Source organism: Arthrobacter sp. PAMC 25486, from assembly GCF_000785535.1.
GTDB lineage: Bacteria > Actinomycetota > Actinomycetes > Actinomycetales > Micrococcaceae > Specibacter.
The window spans coordinates 2,454,163-2,470,890 of sequence record NZ_CP007595.1 but is presented as its reverse complement, the minus strand read 5'-3'; the positions used below and the strand labels follow the sequence as shown (position 1 = coordinate 2,470,890).

10 protein-coding genes are annotated in these 16,728 nt (G+C 62.4%); 3 read left to right on the top strand and 7 right to left on the bottom strand.

Annotated elements, in window-relative coordinates; all coding sequences use genetic code 11:
• Positions 1-35 precede the first annotated feature (35 nt).
• On the top strand, positions 36-2,063 hold the full coding sequence (locus art_RS11300) for a PhoX family phosphatase (RefSeq protein ID WP_038469786.1): 2,028 nt from the start codon (positions 36-38) through the stop codon (positions 2,061-2,063).
• On the opposite strand, the gene art_RS11295 is transcribed toward art_RS11300, so the two are convergent.
• From art_RS11295 to art_RS11275, 5 genes are all read right to left on the bottom strand, one after another.
• The gene (locus art_RS11295; protein WP_052136315.1) at positions 2,060-3,241 is read right to left on the bottom strand and encodes a Wadjet anti-phage system protein JetD domain-containing protein; all 1,182 of its coding nucleotides are present in this window, start codon (positions 3,239-3,241) and stop codon (positions 2,060-2,062) included. The genes art_RS11300 and art_RS11295 overlap by 4 nt on opposite strands.
• Positions 3,231-6,611, bottom strand: a complete 3,381-nt coding sequence (locus tag art_RS11290) for an ATP-binding protein (protein ID WP_052136313.1) — start codon at positions 6,609-6,611, stop codon at positions 3,231-3,233. The genes art_RS11295 and art_RS11290 overlap by 11 nt, the downstream gene beginning before the upstream one ends.
• Positions 6,608-7,294 (bottom strand): DUF4194 domain-containing protein, encoded by a 687-nt coding sequence (locus art_RS11285; RefSeq protein ID WP_082000250.1) that lies wholly within the window; start codon positions 7,292-7,294, stop codon positions 6,608-6,610. Before art_RS11285 ends, art_RS11290 begins: the two co-directional genes overlap by 4 nt.
• A complete protein-coding gene (locus tag art_RS11280) occupies positions 7,291-8,733 on the bottom strand; it encodes a DUF3375 domain-containing protein (RefSeq protein ID WP_038465040.1) in 1,443 nt (480 codons plus the stop codon). Before art_RS11280 ends, art_RS11285 begins: the two co-directional genes overlap by 4 nt.
• Before the next feature lie 364 nt (positions 8,734-9,097).
• Positions 9,098-12,295, bottom strand: a complete 3,198-nt coding sequence (locus art_RS11275) for a type I restriction endonuclease subunit R (RefSeq protein WP_038465038.1) — start codon at positions 12,293-12,295, stop codon at positions 9,098-9,100.
• Positions 12,296-12,457: 162 nt separating this feature from the next.
• Between art_RS11275 and art_RS11270 the strand changes: the two genes are divergently transcribed.
• The gene (locus art_RS11270; RefSeq protein WP_038465036.1) at positions 12,458-12,910 is read left to right on the top strand and encodes an OsmC family protein; all 453 of its coding nucleotides are present in this window, start codon (positions 12,458-12,460) and stop codon (positions 12,908-12,910) included.
• Between the two features lie 98 nt (positions 12,911-13,008).
• Here art_RS11270 and art_RS11265 read toward each other — a convergent pair whose 3' ends face one another.
• On the bottom strand, positions 13,009-14,085 hold the full coding sequence (locus art_RS11265; RefSeq protein ID WP_038465034.1) for a YhcG family protein: 1,077 nt from the start codon (positions 14,083-14,085) through the stop codon (positions 13,009-13,011).
• A gap of 213 nt (positions 14,086-14,298) precedes the next feature.
• On the opposite strand from art_RS11265, the gene art_RS21060 reads away from it, so the two are divergent.
• Positions 14,299-16,116, top strand: a complete 1,818-nt coding sequence (locus tag art_RS21060; protein ID WP_052136310.1) for a plasmid pRiA4b ORF-3 family protein — start codon at positions 14,299-14,301, stop codon at positions 16,114-16,116.
• A gap of 12 nt (positions 16,117-16,128) precedes the next feature.
• On the opposite strand, the gene art_RS21055 is transcribed toward art_RS21060, so the two are convergent.
• A complete protein-coding gene (locus art_RS21055) occupies positions 16,129-16,623 on the bottom strand; it encodes a DUF1801 domain-containing protein (RefSeq protein WP_052136308.1) in 495 nt (164 codons plus the stop codon).
• Between the last annotated feature and the right edge of the window lie 105 nt (positions 16,624-16,728).

Genomic DNA, 16,728 nt, shown 5'->3' with positions numbered 1-16,728 from the left:
GATTTGTCTTGACTGATTTGAAGAAGTTTCTGCCCATGCTCGGCCACACACGCGGCAAGCGCAGCGCCGTTACCTGCGCCCTTAAATGTGACAACGCCTGCTCGAAAGCCGTTTGCAACACCTCTTCCAACAGCTATTTCCGGGACATCGTTTCCACTGAGATCTCCCGCCGTGCGGCGCTCGGCTTCGGGCTGGCCGGCGCACTCAGTGCGGCCGTGGTGCTGACCGGCTGTCAGACCACGCCCGACGGCGGCACCCCCGGTCCCACATCCTCCGGCAAGTTGGAGTTCACCGCCATCAAGCCCGTGGACGCCGCCGTGGACACCTTTGTGGTTCCCGAAGGCTACAAATGGTCCCCGATCATCCGCTGGGGCGACCCTTTGTTTGCCGACACCCCGGACTTCGACTTTGCCCAGCAGACGCCGGAGGCGCAGGCCGGACAGTTCGGCTACAACAACGACTACACCGAGATCCTGCGCCAGGCCGACGGCAAAAAGGGTCTGTTGGTCTGCAACCACGAATACGTCAACCCGGAAATCATGTTCCCGGCGGTCCCAGCCGACGAGGCAGAGGAAAAGCTCCGACGGAACATCTTCCGTAACGCCGTCGGCATGAGCGTTGTGGAGCTGTCCCGTGCCAAGGCCGGCACACCGTGGGAGTACGTACGCGGCGGCAAGCTGAACAGGCGCCTGACCATGGACACCACGTTTGAGCTCACCGGCCCACTGGCCGGTTCAGATTTGGTCAAGACCGTGGATGACACAGAAGGCCGCATGGTCTTGGGTACCTTGGGCAACTGCGCCGGCGGCACCACCCCCTGGGGCACCATCCTCTCCGGTGAGGAAAACTTCAACGGTTTCTTCCGCACCGCTGGCACCTCTGTGGAAGACCGCCGCTACGGGCTGGAAGACAAGGAAACCGGGATGGGCTGGGAGAAGGAAGACCCCCGCTTTGACGCCCGCGGCGAGGACTACCGCAATGAGCCGAACCGTTTCGGATACATCGTGGAAGTTGACCCGGAAAACCCGAACTCGGTGCCGAAAAAGCACACGGGCATGGGTCGCTTCAAGCACGAGGGTGCCAACGTCATCATCGCCAAGAACGGCAAGGTTGTGGCCTACTCCGGCGATGACGAGCGCTTCGACTACCTGTACAAGTTTGTCTCGAAGAACAAGTACAAGAAGGACGACAAGGCCCACAACATGACCTTGCTGTCCGAGGGTGACCTGTACGTTGCCCAGTTCACGGGGAACTCTGCCTCCGAGATTGACGGCTCAGGCACAGTGCCGGCGGACGGGTCCTTTGATGGAACAGGCGCGTGGCTGCCGCTTGTGGTCAACGGCAAGAGCGTCATCGACGGCATGAGCGTGCCCGAAGTCTTGGTTTACACCCGCCTCGCCGCGGATAAGGCGGGGGCCACGAAGATGGACCGCTGCGAGGATGTGGAGCCGAACCCGACCACGGGCAAGGTCTACGTTGCCTGCACCAACAACTCCAAGCGTGGCGTGGACAAGGGTGCCAAGGCCGATGAGGCCAACCCGCGCACCGAAAACCGTGACGGGCACATTGTGGAAATCACCGAGAAGGGCGACGACTCCACGGCAACGGTGTTCAACTGGAACCTGCTCATGTTGTGCGGGGATCCGGCCAAGAACCCTGAGGCGTACTTCAGCGGATTCCCGGTTGATCAGGTCAGCCCGATCTCCTGCCCCGACAACCTGGCCTTCGACTCCGCAGGCAATCTGTGGATTTCCACCGATGGGGCGCCGTCGGTCATTGGCCTCAACGACGGTCTGTTCAAGGTTGGTCTGGAGGGGGACAACCGCGGCAACGTGGAACAGTTCCTGTCGGTGCCGCGCAACGCCGAGACGTGCGGGCCCATCATCCACGACACCGAATCAATGGTCTACGTCGCTGTTCAGCACCCGGGTGAGGATGGTAGCTACGGCTTGCACGAGTCGCTCTTCCCGGACTTCGTTGCTGAAGGTGCGACGCCGGCCCCCGGCCAAGTGCGTGCGCCCCGTCCCACGGTGGTCCAGGTATTCCCGACGGCCGCCGGCTAAGGCAGGCGGGCCAGCACCCAATCCCACCGCAGCAGTTCCTGTTCCAGGCGCAGCTGCGGCTGGTGGGTGCTGGCCTTGAGTGCTTCGTACAGCGTGTTTTCGGAGGCGTCCAGGTGTGTCAGGACTGCATGGCTGGGTAAGGCTTCGCGGCCCCAGAAGTCGCGGTGCGCCAGCAGCGTTTCCTCATCCATCAGGATGCTGTGGACATGCGGGTGGTGGGAGCGCAGCTGGTCCAGGATGTGGAAGCCGTGGGTGTCGATGTCACCCCAATACAGCACCTCGACGTCCTTCAGCCAGGCCGCATCCCGGATGCCTTCGAAACCGTAGCCGCCACCAAAAACGGCCAGTGTCCGCGGCGCCGGCGGCAGTGCCAGGAAATTGATCAGGTTTTCCGTGGTGATGATCCGGTCAACATCCAGGGGGTGGGCGGCGAAGGCAGCGGCGGTCATCTCGACGTCGTCCATCCCCGGAACCGGAGCCTGGGCGGAATCCAAATATCGCACCCGGACCCTGTCCGGTGCGGCGTGGAAGCCGTGCCTGCGCGCGTAGTTCTTGCCCACAAGGGGCCGCTCGGGGGCCAACACTGCCAGTATCCCGTCGATGAGCCTGCGATGGTTTTCCACGAACTTTGTGTGGACGCCGGGCAGGGACAACTGGCGCAGGTAAATCCCCGGCGCCGGGTTGGCGGCGAACCAGAGTGCCACCCGGGCAGCAGTCAGGGCATCTTCGCCGTACTTGAGCAGCTCGAGCGGGCGCAGCATCGCCCACGCCGTCAATCCGGCGTCGAGCTCTGTCACCCGGCGCGAGAGTTCGGTGAACTTCGCGGACTCGCGACCCAGGCCCAGAAACAAGATCTCATCACTGGCCGAGGCAAAAACTGCCGCGGCGGGCAGGGTGTTTGCGCCGATGGTGCTGGCCCCCACGGAGACATGGTCCAAGGAACAGCCTTGCGGCGCCGGGACCCACGAGGCAGCCCATGCCGCGGCCAAGGCGTAATCGGTGCGCAGTTGCGTGGCACTCGGGTGTTTCAACGCACGACGGCGAGGATGCAGACCCGTGGGCAGGGCCGCCTCGCGCAGCAACTCACCACTGTTCCAAGCACGCAGCGACGCTGTGCGCACATCGGCGGGAGTGGTCCAGGCGGGCGCCTTGCCGGCCCCCGACGGTTTAGCGGCCACGCTTGTCCCGTTCGGCCCGGTATTCCTGGATGGACATGTTGCGCAGTTGGGAGTCTGCGCCGGTTTCATTGGCCACAAACCCGACGTTGGCTACGAAGGGCTCGATGACATGGATTTTTTGCAGCGGTGTGACGATCAGCAGCTGAAGTTTCAGGCGCTTGAACAGTTCCAGACCGTACTTGGCGGACTCGTCAGAGCCGCGCCCGAACGCCTCATCAATGACCACGAAGCGGAAGGAACGCTGGTTGCCGGGGCCCGCCGCGATCCCGAACTGGAACGCCAGCGCCGCGGCAAGGATGGTGTACGCCAGCTTTTCCTTTTGACCGCCGGACTTTCCGCCGGAATCGGTGAAATGCTCATGCTCCTCACCGGTCTCCGTCCATTTTTCGGAGGCCGAGAACGTGAACCAGTTGCGCACGTCGGTGACCTTCGCCGTCCAACGCTCGTCCAGACTGGTGCGCCCCTCCCGTCCCCGGAAACGTTCCACCAAGGCCTCCACCTGCAGGAACTTCTGTTCCGAATACTGTTCCTGCGCACCAATGCTGCCTTCGGAGCAGGCCCGCAGGTCGGTGCCGAACTCGCGCACCTCTGGGTCCGAGGTTGCTTGTGGTTCCAACTGGATGTGCCGGCCGGTGTTGTATTCAATCCGGGCCAGGGACTCGTTGATTTCACCGATGCGGGAGACAATGTCCTGCTTGCGGGCGTCCAGGAACGCGTTGAAGGCCACGATCTCATGAATGGTGTTTTGGGTCAGGGATTCCTTGAACCGCTCGGCAAAGCGGGGAAGATCGTTCTCCACCAGCTGTGTCAGGATCTTGGTGAATTCGTCGGCAGCTTCAAGGGACGCGTCAAGGTCGGTGGTCTCAGCAGGATACTTGTTCCGGAAGTCAGCCATGAACTTGATGGTGGCCTCCGACGCGCGAATCACCTGCCTGTTGAGCGCGTCGATGGCGGCGGTGAGCCGGTCGCGAACCTTGCTCTCCATCTTCGCGGTGGTCTTGTACGTCAAAGACGCTGACTCAAGTGCCGCCTCGGTGAGTTTGCCCAGCTGAGCCAGGAGCCCGGCGTCGTCCGTCATTGGCGTCTCGGCGAGGGATTCGCGGCAGTCCACAATCTGCTCGGTGATGTCCTGGATGGCCTTCTTGTTGGCGCCGATCCGCTCCATGAGGGTCCGCAGGCGGTCGTTGGCCGCCTCCACCCGCTCCGCCGTTTCCGCCTCGCGGCGGGTGAGTTCACGCAGGATGTCACTGGAGGATTCCAGCGCGGACTTCTCCTCCTTCAAGCCTTCCATGGCGCGTGCGGTGGACTGCCAGTTCAGGTCCGCGAAACTTGCGACGGCGGTGACCGTGCCGATGAGCCGCTGCTGGCGGCCTAGATTGCCCAGCTGCGTGTCGATGCGTGCCAGGCCGTCAAGTGCCGTGCGGGCCTGGCCCTCGGCGTGATCCAGGGCGGTGCGCAGGCGGGCGATCTTGTCGTGGTTGTCCCAGCCGAGCACGTAGGTGGAACGGTCGGTCAGCGCCTTGCGGTCATCCTTTTCGTGGCGCCCGCCACCGCTCTTGAGCTGGCCGTTGACGGTCAGCGCCTTGGGATAGCGGCGGAACTCTTCCATGGTTTCGCAGCATTGGTGGTCAAAACGGCGGCCCAGTTCTTCCAACAGGAACTCTCGCATGGGTGTGCCGGGCTTGATACCGATTTTACTGGCAAGCGTGCCCGGTGCTGCGGTGCGCGGGGCAGGGTTGTCGGAAACCTTCAGGTAGACGAGCCGGGCGCGCAGGTTGTTGGAGTCAACCCAGTCGCTGACAGCCCCATAGTGTGCGCCGGTGACCAATAGTGACAGGGCAAAGCCGTGCAGGGTTCGCTCGGCGGCGCCTTCCCAGGGCGCCTCGGAGTCGCGGACCTTCAGGAGTTCCCCGGCGAAGGGCAGCTCCGATTCGGCGATGCCCGTTCCCGTACACAGCCTTTGGCGCAGTGCGATCAGCCAGCTGGGCAGCAGGTTTTGCCGGCTCAGCAGGCTCTTGAGCTCTTCCTGCAACTCGCCCGCCTGCTCAGCAGCCTCGGAACGTTGGCGGTCCAATGCTGTGCGCTGGTCCTGCAGTTCGGCGTTGGCCTCGACCAGATGCTTCTCGACCCCGGGGAGGGCGGCGGCGTTGGCGTCAAAGACCACCTGGTCTTCGGGCTCAAACAGCCCCAGCACGGTGGCGGCCTCGGAATATGTTGTGTACCGTTCGCGCTGGGCGCCGGATTCGATGGACATGCGGGCCAGCTCCGCCTCGATGGCGGCGATCCGGCCCCCTCCGCTGCTGCGGATGTCGTCGCGCAGGTCAGCCAGCTCCCGGCTGAAGGTGCCGAGCTCGGCGGTCAGCGAGGTTTGTTGCGCCTGGACCTTGGCGCCTGCCCGCTCCAGTTCCAGCAGGTGGGCTTCGCTGAGCTCCAACTTCCGGGTGGTGAACCACGGTGAGAGCTGCTCACGCTGCTGGTGGGAACTGTTGTAGTCGACGGTCAATGCGGCGTGGCGGGCGGCGTTGTCCCGCACCGGCTCCAGCATGCGGATCTGGTCCTTGGCCCGCAACACGGCGTTGTGGGCCTTTTTTAGGTCGTCAAAGTGGTGGAGCAGGTTCTTGATGCGGGTTTCAACATCGTCTTCCTCCAGCATGTTGGTGCGCACAAAGTGGGTGATGTTTTCCACCTGCTTCATGGACACGGTGCGGTGGAACAGGTCCATCGCCTGGGCGGAGCCGATGCCGAAGTGGCGCTTGAACGCGGCACCGTACTTTTCAAACACGTCAAAAATGGCCACACCGTCATTGCGCAGGCGACGCTTCAGCTTCGCAATGTCCGCCCCAAAATCGGAGAAGTCACCCTTGATGGACTGATCGCCCTCCGCGATCGAATAGAAACGGGTGGGCTGGCCGGCTTCTTGGGTGGCCCACAGCGTGATCGCGAGGGTGACGGTCTTGTCCAGGGTGGCGTTGTGGAAGACGCCCAGCACCACGGTGAAGGTGCCGGGGCCGCGCAGCGCCACGGGGCGGGAGGCGTCGCCAATGCCGCTGCGGGCGCTTTTGTGGAAGCCGCGAACGTATGACATCAGGCTGCGTTCCTTCTTTTGCGCACCCGCAGCCTTGTTGTATTCAATCCGGTTGGCCGGCAGGAGCAGCGTGGTGATGGCGTCCACCACGGTCGACTTGCCGGAACCGATGTCGCCGGTGAGCAGGCTGTTCTCGCCGTCGAGCCGGAACGTGCGCACATTCTTGTTGAACGTGCCCCAGTTCAGGAGCTCCAAACGCTGCAGCCGAAAGCCTGGGCGGGTTCCCGCGTCGTCAATGGTCAGGTCATCGAGGCTGAACAGGCCCGCCTGTGCCTGGGTGCTCATGCTGTGGCCGCCTTTGCTGGGGAGGGTGCGGTTTTGGTTGGTGAACGGCCGACGGCGGATTTGTCGCCTTCCAGCTCGGCCCGGTAGTCGGCGAGGCGGGCATCGAATTCCTCGAGCCATTGTGCGTCGACGTAGGCCTTGAGAATGCGGGCCACCTCATAGCTGCCGTCTTGGCCGCGGAGCTTGCGCAGGAAACCGAGCTCCGTGACCTTCTTGATGTTGGTGGCCAACTGGTCCAGGATGCGGGCTTCGTTGCTGGATTCGGGCAGGAACACGGAGACCATGTCGCCAATTTGGCTGGCGGTCATGATGAGGCGCGTTTCGCTGTTTTGCTGATCAAACTCGGCCAGCCGGGCCCGCAGCAGGGCCAGTAGGAGGCTGACGTGGAAGGTGAGCTGGCGTCGGGGGATGAGGCGGGGCAGCTCCGGGTCGGCGTCGGGGCGCGAGCGCAGGAATGCGTAGCCTTCGGCGTCGTCGAGGACCAGCTCCAGGCCGAGTACCGCCACATGGTCGCGGGTATGGGCGGAGAGTTCCATGAGCCGTTGCCACAGTTTTTCGTCGGCGTCGCGATAAACGACGCCCTTGAACAGTTTGGTGACAACAAGGGGCAGCCCGTCGGGGGTGCGCACCGTTGATTCCGGGGTTTCTAGGGTTTCCTGAAGGTAATCCGGGGTGGTGCTCATGAGGGCCTCACAAAGATGATTTTTTCAACGGTGGCTTCGCGGAGGCTGCCGTCGGGAAGCGTCCAGGAGAGGGTTTGGGCCGCGTCCGAGTCAATGGTTGCCGACGGGGACTCGGTGGCGAGCTGGAAATAGCTGACAATTTCTGCCAGGCCCTGGCTGAGGGGGAAGGCATCGGTGACGTCCGCGAGGGTGGCTTGTTCGGCGTCGGTCAGGACGGCGTCAATGTTGGACTCCAGGCGCTGGGTGTCCACGAAGAACTGGTCAAAGAGTGCCTGGGCATCCACGTCGAGATCATCGGCGACTTGGACGGCGTCGTCGATGGCAACCTGCTGGCTGGGCTCGTACAGCGGGCGTTCAAAGGGGAGCGCAACGGGTACGTCGTGTCCGGAAAGATCGGCAAATATGCCGGCGGGCGGGGTGGCACGGACCGCGACGGCGCCGGATTCAATGTTGCGGATCAACGCCATGATGCGCTTGTTTTCCAGGAACACCTTGTCATCGAGCAGGCGCCGGATCTGGGCCGACAGCTGGCGCACCGTGGATTGTGTCTGCTCCACCGCGGGCAGCCAGTCTTTTTGCATGGAGGTGATCTGCGCCAGGCCGTCCTGCGTGGCGAGGGCCTCGATTTGGGTGGCGCGTTCCAGCAGCTCGTGCAATTCCGAGCGCAGTTGCGGGGACATGAGGTAATCCCAGAAGCCTTGGAAGGTGCGTCCCTGCAGAGAGCCGCTGATGTCTTGCTGGGAGGAGAAGATGGATTCCAGGAGATCGCCCTGGCCGCCCTCCCACATGGAGATCTGCTCGCGCAGGTTGCGGTCAAGCTTGCGGAAGTTTGCCTCCACCTCGCGGAAGTCGGAGAGCAGGTCCTTGGCCTGGGTGGTCAGCTGATGGAAGTGGTCCACGGCTTCCGGAGCGGTCATGACGGGGATGGTGCCTGAACGGATCTGCTCCATTTGCGTGTCGATGTCGTCCCGCTGGCGTTGCAGTTCCGCAAGCCTGGCCTCGGGGTCCGTTTCCGAACCGTGGACGAGGGTCTTGAGCAGGTTGAAAATGCTGGAGAGGCGCGATTGCGTGGGCACAAAGTCGCGCCCGCGCAGGGATTCGACCCAGCGGATGACGTCCTCGGTTGACGCGGTGAGGTCGTAGACGGGTTCGTCCCGGTTGTCGGCATAGAACTTTCGCAGCCAGGCTTTGTCCGGCTCGGCCCAGTCGTCCAGATACTCTCCGGCCGATCTTGGGAACCTTTCCTCGCCCAAGGAATCCCGCAGACTGAACAACACGTCATCAAGGACATCGATGAGGTCCTGGCGGCCCAGGTTCCGCTGGTTCACGTCTGTGAACGCCGTCATGAAAAACGTCAGGGCCAGCGGAGCGTTTTGGGCGCGAAGCAGCGACCAGCCTGCGTGGTTCTCACGCAGGGAATTGATCGAAAAGTAGTCCACGACAGTGCTCCAGGGTGCTTCGTTGTCTGCTGGCTTAATAGTAGGCGCAGGGTCTGACAAAGCAGCATTGTTGCCGTATATCAGGGGCGCTCCGGCCGATTTCAGTCGCTTCTTCAACTTCGACGATAAGCAATGGAACGACGGAGGAGGTGTCCCCTTAACGTGATCATCCACGCCGTTCGGTCACAAGATCGCTGCTGGGACCTCCCACATTCAAAGGGGTGCGGGCGGGGAGCCGAGGCCAAAAGCCCAACTCCCAACGAACTCCCAACTTTTTTGGGAGGTGGGGTTCAGCCGAGGGGAGGCAGAACTGGTGGAGCGAACTATTGACTCTGAGTTAAAGGTTCGCTCCGCCCAGCCGCACTTACGCCCCGGCCCGCGCCTCCGCGTACCGTGGCGCCATGGATTCCATCTGCTCCATGACCAGCTTGATCGCACCGGGCTGCTTGTCCGGCGGGTAGCCGTTGAGGACCAGCAGCCGCTTGATGGATGAGCGAAGCTTGGCGCGGACGTCGTCGCGCACGGTCCAGTCGGTGCGGATGTCGCGGCGCATGACCGACACCAGTTGTCGGGCGATGTCCGCCAGAACCCCCGTTCCCAGGACATCCACGGCGGATGCGTTGTGCGAAATGGCGTCGTAGTACGCCAGCTCATCCTGGTTCATCGGTGGGCTGAAGGATTGTCCGCGGTTGCCCTCGGCCGCGACCTCCTTCGCCATCTCGACCAGCTCGGCGATGACCTCGGCAGAAGTCAGCTGCTGGTTCGTGTACTTGCGCATGAGTTCGGTGATGCGTTCCGAGAAGGCCCGCTGCCGCACAACATTGTTCCGCGTCGTCGCCACCGATTCCTCGGCCACAAGTTTCCGCAGCGCCTCAATGGCAAGCTGCGGGTTGCGGGCCGTCTTGGTTTTGGCGATGAACTCGGGAGTGAGGTCGTCCAGTGACGGCTTGGGCATGCCGGCGGCGGCGTAAATGTCGAGTACCTCACCCGACGAAGTCGCCCCGGCGATCAGTTCGCCGAGCAGGCGCTGGATGTCCTCGGGGATGGGCTGGCCGGATGCCTGGCGGTCGGCGGCGTCGAACTTGGCCATCCAGACACGGATTTCCTCATACATCTGCACATCCGGCCGTAGCACCTCCAGCGCGGACGAGCCGGAACACAAGGCCCATGCCCGGGAGAGTTGTCCGCTGTACCTGCGGTATCTGGATGCCAAGGTTTCCGGGTCTGACGGCGCGTTCCCCGGTGTGGCGGGGTCGCGCAGGTATGCAGTGGCGCCGGTTGCGGCGTTGATCCAGGCTTTGGGGCCGCCCTTGTGCAGCACGGCCTTCCAGTCGTATCCGGATAGCAGCTGACCCAGCGACCCCAACAAGGTCACCGTCATGGCGATGGCCTCGTCCACGTTCTTGCCAACGGGCTTGTTCTGCTGGTCCGACTGCGTGTACTCGCCCAGCGCCTTGGCCAGGTTGTCGGCCAGCGGTGCGTAGGCAACCAGTAGCCCGTCCTCCTTGCCGCGGAACGTGCGGTTCACGCGGGCCAGGGTTTGCATGAGCAGGGCGCCCTTCAACGGCCTGTCAAGGTACAGGGTGTGCAGCGGCGGGGCGTCAAAGCCGGTGAGCATCATGTCCTTGACGATCACCAGCTCCAGCTCGTCGTCGGGGTTCTTCAGCCGTGCCTTGATCGCGGCATTTTCCGAATCGCGCCGCACATGGCCGGACACCGGGGGAGCGTCCGTCGCATCGCCCGAGTACACCACCTTGATCTTGCCCGCGGCGAGATCGTCTGAGTGCCAGTCCGGCCGCAGTCCCACAATGGCCGCATACAAATTGGCGCAGATTTCCCGTGTGCCGCCCACGATCATGGCCTTGCCCGGGCCCTCGATGAACTTGACCATGGAGGCGCGCCGGCCCTCCCAGTGCTGGACCAGGTCCACCGCCAGTGCGGCGATGCGTTCCGGTGCACCATATACGGCATTGACGACGGCGACACTTGCCTCGATGCGCGCACGTTCCGTCATGTCCAGGCCCACCGTGGCATCGTCCGCCGCGGCGTCCAGCTGCTCCTCGGTCACCGAGCCGGCCAGGCCCACCTTGATCAGCCGCGGCTCAAAATACACGGGCACGGTTGCGCCGTCTTCTACTGCACGGGTGAGGTCATAAATGTCGATGTAGTCGCCAAAGACATCGCGGGTGTTGCGGTCCTCGAAGGAGATCGGGGTTCCGGTAAACGCGATGAGTGTGGCGTGTGGCAGGGCGTCGCGCAGGTGACGGGCGTAGCCGTCAAGGTCGTCATAGTGGCTGCGGTGTGCCTCGTCCACCACGACGATGATGTTGCGCCGGTCGCTGAGCAGCGGGTGGTCGTTGCCGGCGTCCTTCTCAGCCTTGCTGCGGCCGAACTTTTGCAGCGTGGTGAAGTAGATGCCGCCGGTGGTGCGGTTGCTCAGCTCGTCCCGCAGTTCTGAGCGGCGCTTGACCTGGCGTGGCTTCTCGGGCAGCAGCTGGCTTTGGGCGAACGTCTCGTAGAGCTGGCCGTCGAGCTCGTTGCGGTCCGTGATGACCACAACTGTCGGATTTTTCAGCCGGGGGTGGCGGATGACCCGGTTGGTGTACAGCTCCATTTCCATGGACTTGCCGGACCCCTGGGTGTGCCAGACGACGCCGGCCTTCCCGTTGGATTCAACAGCCTGGACGGTGCTTCCCACGGCTTTGGTGACGGCAAAGTATTGGTGGGGCTTGGCGATGCGTTTGGTGAGGCCTTCCGAGTTTTCATCGAAGGCTGTGAAGTCATTGAGCAGTTGCAGGAAACGGTCCTGGTTGTAGAGCCCGTCCAACGCGGTCTCCATACTGGTGACGGCCTCCCCATCGACGGTGAATCCCGGTGGGACGGGCACGCCGTCGTCGTCTACGTTCCATGGGGAGCAGTGGTTGAACGGGGTGAAGGGGGTGCCGTATTTCGCCTGGATGCCGTCGCTGGCCAGGGTCATGACGCAGAAGCGGAAGGCCATGGGGAATTCGCGCAGGTAGGTCTGCAATTGTGCGTGGGCTGCCCGGAGGTCTGCCTGGGCGCTGCCTGCCTTCTTCAGCTCGATGATGCTGACCGGCATGCCGTTGCAGTACAGGACCAGGTCAAAGCGGCGCTTGTAGTCACCGGCCACAAGGGTTACCTGGTTGACGGCGAGCCAGTCGTTCCGGTCCGGGTCGGCGCTGATCAGGTGGATGGTGGCGTTGACGTCGGTGCCGTCGTTGTCGATGTAGCTGAGGCGGTAGCCGTGGACCAGGTAGGCATGGATGCGCTGGTTCTCGCTGATGGCGTCGTTGGACTTGGGGGCGGTGATTTCTGCCAGCGCCTGCTTGAGGTACTGCAGGGGAACGGTCGGATTGTGCTGCTGCAGGGCGTTGAGCATGCGGGGGCGGATCAGCAGCTCAGACCATGATTCACGCTCGCCCTTGCCTGGCGCGATCTCCTCGCCGCGCGTCGGCTTCCAGCCCAAGTGTTCTTCTGCCAGCCGCTCGAGGGCAACGCCCTCCCAGTCGGCCTCGGAAAAGCCGGTGGCTGCGAGTGTCATGGTGTTCTCCCCGTGTACTGGATGGCGATCTTCAATGACGCTATCAGCAGTGCCGGTCGGTGGCGGGTTGTGAACTGTTATGCGGGGTTATCAGCGTAGGAGAGGGGCCAAGTAAAACTAAAAATCCGCCCGTTGCGGCGCTCTCGGTGGCATGATGGGCAGATGAGTGAAAAAGATGATTCCATGGTGCGTTCCGTCGAGCTGACCCGCACGTCCACGGCCGTATATACAGTACGCAACGCCGCGGGTGCGCAGATTCAGTTTGGTCACGGTGAGGGGCTGCTGAGCCCCGTCGAATTGTTATTGGCGGCCATTGCTGGCTGTTCGTCGATCGACGTCGACACGGTGACTGCCCGCAGTGCCGAGCCCACCAGCTACACGGTGGAGGCCAGCGGCAACAAGTTGGTGGAGGACGGCGCCACCCGCGTGGACAATCTCCACATCTCTTTCAACGTGGACTTCCCCGACACCGAAGGCGGGAGAAAGGCTGCAGGAATGGTGGAACGTCTCGCAGCACTTTCGCATGACAAATACTGCACAGTGTCGCGGACGGTGGAGCGCGGCACTCCCGTTTCGCACGAGGTCAACGTCTCGATTGGCGGAGTCTCGGGCTGACCGGAGCCCTCAATAACCTAAAGCAATTGTGCAAGCGGGGCTTGCACAATTGCGTCCCGCGCAATGTTGCAACAGCCTGTTGCAACATTGTGTTGCACTCATCCGTCGCCCAGCTCCTCCTCCAGCAGTTCGATGCTCGGCAGGCTCGACTTGAATTCCTCCGGCAGTGACTCAACGATCTGTGTCTTCCACTCGGCCACTCCAATCGGAGCGCTGTACCCGCGAAGTGCATACTCGGCGACTACGTTGTTTTTGGTCTTGCACAGCAACAGGCCGATGGTCGGTTTGTCGTCCGGGTGGGCCATCAAGTCATCGACGGCGGCCATGTACATGCCCAACTGGCCGAGGAATCCGGGGTCAAACTTGCCTGCCTTGAGCTCAACCACCACAAAGCTGCGCAGCCGGAAGTTGTAGAAGAGGACGTCGGCAATAAATTCGTCTCCGCCAACCACAAGCCGGACCTGCCTGCCAACGAACGCAAAGCCCTGTCCGAGTTCCAGCAGGAGCTTCTCAACGTGATCGACGAGCTGAGTTTCCAACTCTCTCTCGTTGTGCCGGTCGGTCATGGCCACGAAGTCGAAGACGTACGGGTCCTTCATGGTCTGCTGCAAAAGGTCCGAGTCTGCGGCTGGAAGAACCGCCTTGAAGTTGCTGACGGCCTGCCCGGAGCGTTCGTGCAGGCGGGTCTCGATTTGGTGAACCAGCACGTTGCGGGACCATCCATGTTCGACGGCGGCTGTTGCGTACCAGAGGCGGGTTTGGGTGTCGCTGAGCTTCTCAAGCAGAGCAATATTGTGTCCCCATGGCAATTGCGCAACAGCTTGTTGCGTAATTGGAAAGTCAGGCCAAGCGTAGGCAAACTGTCGCATATAAACGAAGTTTCGGGGCGAGAATCCCCTTGAGTCTGGAAATCTTTCCCGTAGGTCAGCAGCCAACCTGTCGATGACTTTGGTTCCCCAGCCCTCGAGGCCCTGGCGCTCTAGGATTTCCTTACCAACAGCCCAGTAAGTGGCAACGAGTTCCTGGTTGACCGCTGCAACCGCCCGGACCCGGCCGGTGGAAACCTTGTCTGCAACGGATGCCAGCATGTCGGGATACCAAGCGGGCATCAAGCTACGGGCGGGAACGGGTGGGAATGCCGGAACCTCTTCGGTGGGGTCGTTGTGCGTGGACATGAGCAAACCTCTTTCGAATCTTGCGATGTTCCTATGTTTCAGAAGCTACTCGCAGGGTCTGACACGGAAGCCGGCAGAAGCTACAGCAAGGCAGTACCTGTGGATAACCATTGAAAGGTTCTTTGCGTGTTCGCGCGATGTTTAAAGTTTTCGGCGTTTTCTTTACATGCCCCGGACTGGGTGCGACTTGGCCCAATGTGGAAGCATGGTGCCATGGCTAAGAATTCCAAGGGCAACAAGAATCAGAGGGTCTCCACGTCGGTCAGCGAACTGCGCGCCATCCGTGCCGTGGACGCCGTCACACCCGCATTCGCCACGTGGTGCAACACGATGGACGGGCTTCCGGACGGGGCAGTCCAGGATTTGCTCGAGGCTGTCGGCAAACTGGCCATCATCTATTTCGAGCAGACGCCGGCGTCGGATATCACCAGCTTTGCACCACTCCCGTTTGGCCAGGCCATGTCCACCCTCGTCACAGCCCAGGTTGAGGAGGACGTCGAATTCGTTTTTGTGGCGATTCGGACGTACCTGACATTCCTGGAGGAAACGAAGCTGTGGACCGGCACGCAGGAAGAATTCGAGACAGTCTCCGGGCTGTTTTACGAGGACGATGAACCGGTCTTCCCGGACATTGACCAGCCGGATCTGACCCCGGAACAGGAACTGGCCGGGCTCGAGGCCACGCCGCTCGCGCAACGCATGGAAGCCCTGCTCCGGTGGATCGGTCCCGGTGCGGCGGTGACCTCCACCGGCGCCTTGAAACTGAAGGACATTGAGGCGGCCGCCGCCGCAGTTGGTGTTGCAGCCACGGGTGCAAAGGCCAACGCGAAGCGGGAACAGGTACCGTATTTTGACCGGAAGAACTTGCCGCAGGGCCAAGTTCCCATCGTGAAATCCATGTATGAGGTCCCGATGCTGGCCAAGATGTGGGCGGCGCTGGAATCGGCCCAGCTCATCGAGATCGGCTCCACAAAAGTGTGGCCCACCCCGTCCGCCCAGAGGATCCTTCAACCCGGCCACCCGGAACGACGCGAGACTCTGGGTGGGTTCATTACCAACTTCCTTTCCGTTGCGGTTTTTGGGGAGCAGGACTGGGCACCCTGGGTGGGGCAGGCCGCTGCTGCGCAGGCGGCGATTCTCTATGCGGCGTGCACCGGGGTGCCCGTCCCGATCGGTGCCCTCTCCGATCCCATCAGCCTGCAAGCGTTGGGCCTCGACGAAACCGCGGCACGGCATCTTCGGGACCGCATGGCTGAACTCGCCGAGCTGGGCCTGGTCACCTTGGATGGCACCATTTCGGTGCCGCCCGCGATGGTGCGCGCCGCCGTCGCCGTCACCCAGAGGGCCTACGAGGACCAGGAGGACGATGAAGACCCCGACTTCAGCGCCAACGAGTATGACCCGTTCCCGACCGCCGTCGAACCTGCCAAGAGGAAATCCAAGGGCAAGAAGAAGAACCCCAACGCTCCGATCTACCAGCTGAAGGTGTCCATCAACCGCGCGTCGCCTCCCATCTGGCGGCGGCTGCTGGTGCGCTCGGACGTGCCTCTCGGAGACATACACACCATCGTGCAAAACTCCTTCGAGTGGGAGAGTTACCACCTCCACGGCTTCCAGGTTGGCGGCCCCGGGGGAGCTGTTTACGGTATCCCGGAGCCCGACATGTTCGGCAAGCGGGACCTGGACGAAAACGCCTACACGCTCGGCGAGGTGCTGCCTGCGGAGGGTGATTCCATGGTCTACACCTACGATTTCGGTGATAACTGGGAGCACCTCATCAAGGTGGAGAAGGTCCTGCCGGCCGAACCCCAGGCCCCGGTTGTGCGCTGCACCGGTGGCCGCGGCCGCGGTCCTGCCGAGGATTGCGGCGGTATCTGGGGCTGGGAAAACCTCATTGAGGCCATCAATGATCCCAAGCACGAGGAACACCGCCGGTATCGAGACTGGCTGGAGCTTTCGCCGGGCGAGACCCTTGACCACAGGGCCTTCGACAAGGCTGAGCTCAATGAGGACCTCGCCTACCTGTTCTAACTGACCCCAGGCTCAGCGCTTCTTGCTTCCAACGCCCGGCATGGACGTGATTGTTTTCATCCATGCTGCGATTTGGCGTTCGTCGATGTCGTCGACGGATTTGAGTTCCACGCCCCGAGTCAACTTACCCATCCCAACCGGTGTCACCGGCGGCACCGGTTCGAGCGAAGCACCATTGATAAACATGAGCTTTACATGGCCAACAAAGCCGCCGCAGCTGAAGCACCACCCGTCACCGATGCCGTAGTAGGCCATCCCCCATTTCACGGAGCGTTGGAGGCCAAGCAAAGTCTTGGCTGCCAGTGCATCGACCGCTTCGGCGACGCCGCGCTGCGGCTGCGGCAGGCTTGCGATGTATGCAAAGACGGGTTTGTCGCCGACTGCTGCTTTCGCGGGGCTCGCCCTGCCGGTCATGGCTTCCGGCAGCGTGAAGGGCACTTCGGCTTGTGTTGTAGCGCGAGTTGCCGGTTCTTGTGCTTCTTGCTTACCAATCTCCCTGCTGGACATGCAGGAGATTATCCTCCAGTCATCGAGAGAAGCACCAGAAATTTGCCCACACAACCCGAATAAGAAAGTTAAGTTTCGGAAGGTGAACGTCGACGAGTATGCAAT